This window comes from Caldisericia bacterium (assembly GCA_021158845.1).
Lineage (GTDB): Bacteria > Caldisericota > Caldisericia > B22-G15 > B22-G15 > B22-G15.
In genome coordinates, this window is sequence record JAGGSY010000121.1 from 1 (window position 1) to 2,568 (window position 2,568).

General features: G+C 33.2%; 5 protein-coding genes. All 5 read right to left on the bottom strand.

From position 1 onward, the window contains the following. The coding region (locus tag J7J33_04515) for a phosphoribosylglycinamide synthetase (GenBank protein MCD6168551.1) at positions 1-190 on the bottom strand (190 nt) is incomplete at its 3' end. Further along, positions 141-1,265: an N-acetylneuraminate synthase family protein gene (locus tag J7J33_04520; GenBank protein ID MCD6168552.1), complete on the bottom strand. Its 1,125-nt coding sequence runs from the start codon at positions 1,263-1,265 to the stop codon at positions 141-143. The genes J7J33_04520 and J7J33_04515, both read right to left, overlap by 50 nt. After that, positions 1,262-1,834 carry a sulfopyruvate decarboxylase subunit beta gene (locus tag J7J33_04525; GenBank protein ID MCD6168553.1) on the bottom strand — a complete coding sequence of 191 codons (573 nt, stop codon included), beginning with the start codon at positions 1,832-1,834 and terminating at the stop codon, positions 1,262-1,264. Before J7J33_04525 ends, J7J33_04520 begins: the two co-directional genes overlap by 4 nt. Next, complete coding sequence (locus tag J7J33_04530) at positions 1,821-2,327, bottom strand: sulfopyruvate decarboxylase subunit alpha (GenBank protein ID MCD6168554.1); 507 nt, start codon at positions 2,325-2,327, stop codon at positions 1,821-1,823. Before J7J33_04530 ends, J7J33_04525 begins: the two co-directional genes overlap by 14 nt. Before the next feature lie 18 nt (positions 2,328-2,345). Beyond that, a partial coding sequence (locus J7J33_04535) for a hypothetical protein (GenBank protein MCD6168555.1) occupies positions 2,346-2,568 on the bottom strand: 223 nt, incomplete at its 5' end.

Consider the following 2,568-nt stretch of genomic DNA (forward strand, 5'->3'; position numbering starts at 1 on the left):
TAACTGCTTGCTCACGAGTTTCTCCAAGTGCTATCACATATCCTTTTCTCATTGTATGATCTGTTACCCTTTCTATTTTGCCTCCTAATTTTATATCATCATTAAGATGAATCTTGTAAATTCCTTCTATTCTCTTCGCTTCATCTATTCCCTTTATCTCTATTATCTTTCCCGGCTTTGGAAATAGGATTTGGTTGTGTTATCTTAGGTTTATGATTTTTTTCTATCATATCAAATCTTATAATCTCATCTTCTTTTATGTCAACTACAGCTTTTTTACCTACTATTTTAGGTAAGTAGCGAGTTTCAAGACCTGTGCCTGGATTTTTTGCTGTTAACATACTCTTTGTAATTATCGTTCCTTTGGGAATATTTACCTTTGAAACAATTGAATAGTGATATTTTTTTCTGGTAATCCATTCTTTATCTGTGATTTTTTTTTCACCAGAACCTAAAGCTCTTTCAATCTCTCTCCCTTTTGTTATTAGTTCTTTAAGCTCTTCAGGTTGTAAAGATAATTTGTGATCAAATCCAATCATGTTTCTGTCAAGCGTGAAATGTCTTTCAATGGCTTTAGCACCAAGAGCGATCGCTGCAAGAGATATAATTATACCGATTTCGTGTCCAGAATAACCAACAGGTACATTATATCTTTTGCTTAACACATTTATCATTTTTAGATTAGATTCTTCGGCAGATTGTGGATAAGATGACACACAATGAAATAACATAAAAGGACAATTATACTTTTTTATCAGCATTACAGTTTCGTCAATTTCATCGATAGTAGACATTCCTGTTGAGACAAGCATGGGCTTGCCCTTTCTTGCAATATGTTCTATTAAAGGTAAATTTGTTAAACAATGACTAGCGATTTTATATGCTTCAACGCCAAGTTGCTCTAAAAAATCTGCGGACTCAATATCAAAAGCAGAGCATAGAAAAATAATATTCTTTTTATCACAATATTGCTTTATTTCTTCATATTGCTCTTGAGAGAATTCAAGATATTCTCTTATTTCTCTATATGTTTTTCCAAATTCAGGAAATCTATTATCTTCAGCATCTAAGACTTCTTTTATAGCTAAAGTATTTACATTTCTTTTCTGAAATTTAACGCAATCTGCACCAGCCTCACATGCCTTATCAATAAGTTTTTTGGCAATCTTTATGCTTCCATTATGGTTCAGTCCAATTTCAGCTATCATAAAGCAAGGATTATCCCCCCCGATGACACGATCTTTTATTCTAAGCGTGTTTGTCATTCTCCATCACCCCGTAATGATTCCATAAATCGATCCTTTATTTCTGGAGGGCTGTAAGGAATTATTTTTGTACCTTTTATTTCCTCTTTATCAATTTTAATGAGGATAAAATGAGGACCATCTAACCTATAACATTCTTCTACTGCGGTTATGATCTCTTTCTCTGTTTCAACATTAAACACATTATTATAACCACACGACTTAGCAACTTTATCTAGTTCTATTTTCTCTGATAATGTTTCTTGCCAACCAGTGGTAGCATAAATTTCATTATCTAGGACAATATGAATAAGATTTCTTGGTTGGAAGTATCCTATCATTGCCAGATTATCCAAGTTCATTAGAATATTTCCATCACCATCAAATACAATAACAGTTCTATTGGGTTTACTTAATGCGACTCCAAGACCTATAGATGAAGCTTTGCCCATGGAAGCTAACATATAGAAGTTTCTTTTGCTATCACACTTTAGATAACCTTCTCTACTTATCTTCCCGTTAGCAAATATCAATACGCTTTTTATATCAACTGCTTTACATACCGCTTTTATAGCTTCATCTCTTCTCATCTAAATACCCCCTACGGACAACCAATGCAACGGATATATTTTGATTATTTATCATGCTCATAGCTTTGTTTATGTTTTCTTTATAATTATCCTTGGATATTAACATATATGGCAGCCCAATAGTATCAAGGAAAGGAAGTGTAATTTTTCCCCAATCTAAATGTTGCACTTCATCACGTCCGTCAAAACCACGCCAACTAATTATAAATAAAAGGGGGATCTTATATAATGTGTTTAATGTAACAATAGCGTCACTAGCGTTCCCAAGACCAGAATTTTGCATTAGCAGACAAGGTTTTTTCCCAGCTAAATAAGCACCCACACACACACCAACAGCAACATCTTCACAGGTAGCATTTACATAAGGGATACCTGTTTCGGGTATGAGTTCAATTAATTTGCGTATTACAGAATCAGGAACACCACAGAAAAAATCTATTCCATACCTCACCAATTCCTCAAGGAATTCCTTCGAAGTTAGCATTTCGTTCATAAACATATATCACCAAGATTAAGTATAAAGGATCTCTTTAAATATTTTTTGTAAACTTTCTGAATTAATATCAACAGGTGAAATCTCAGGCAATCCCTTATCCAAAAGCACCCTCTCTATGAACCCATCAATTAAATCTTCGGATATATTTTGATCTTTAAAATTATCTCTCCCAAACAGATTTAGGATGAAATTATTTATTTTTTTAATAAATAATTTTGGGTCATTAGTTTTCCCACCA

Excerpts from the sequence above, each read along its gene's own strand:
- J7J33_04525 (MCD6168553.1), bottom strand. The coding sequence starts at position 1,834 with ATGAGAAGAGATGAAGCTATAAAAGCGGTATGTAAAGCAGTTGATATA.
- J7J33_04530 (MCD6168554.1), bottom strand. The coding sequence starts at position 2,327 with ATGAACGAAATGCTAACTTCGAAGGAATTCCTTGAGGAATTGGTGAGG.
- J7J33_04520 (MCD6168552.1), bottom strand. The coding sequence starts at position 1,265 with ATGACAAACACGCTTAGAATAAAAGATCGTGTCATCGGGGGGGATAAT.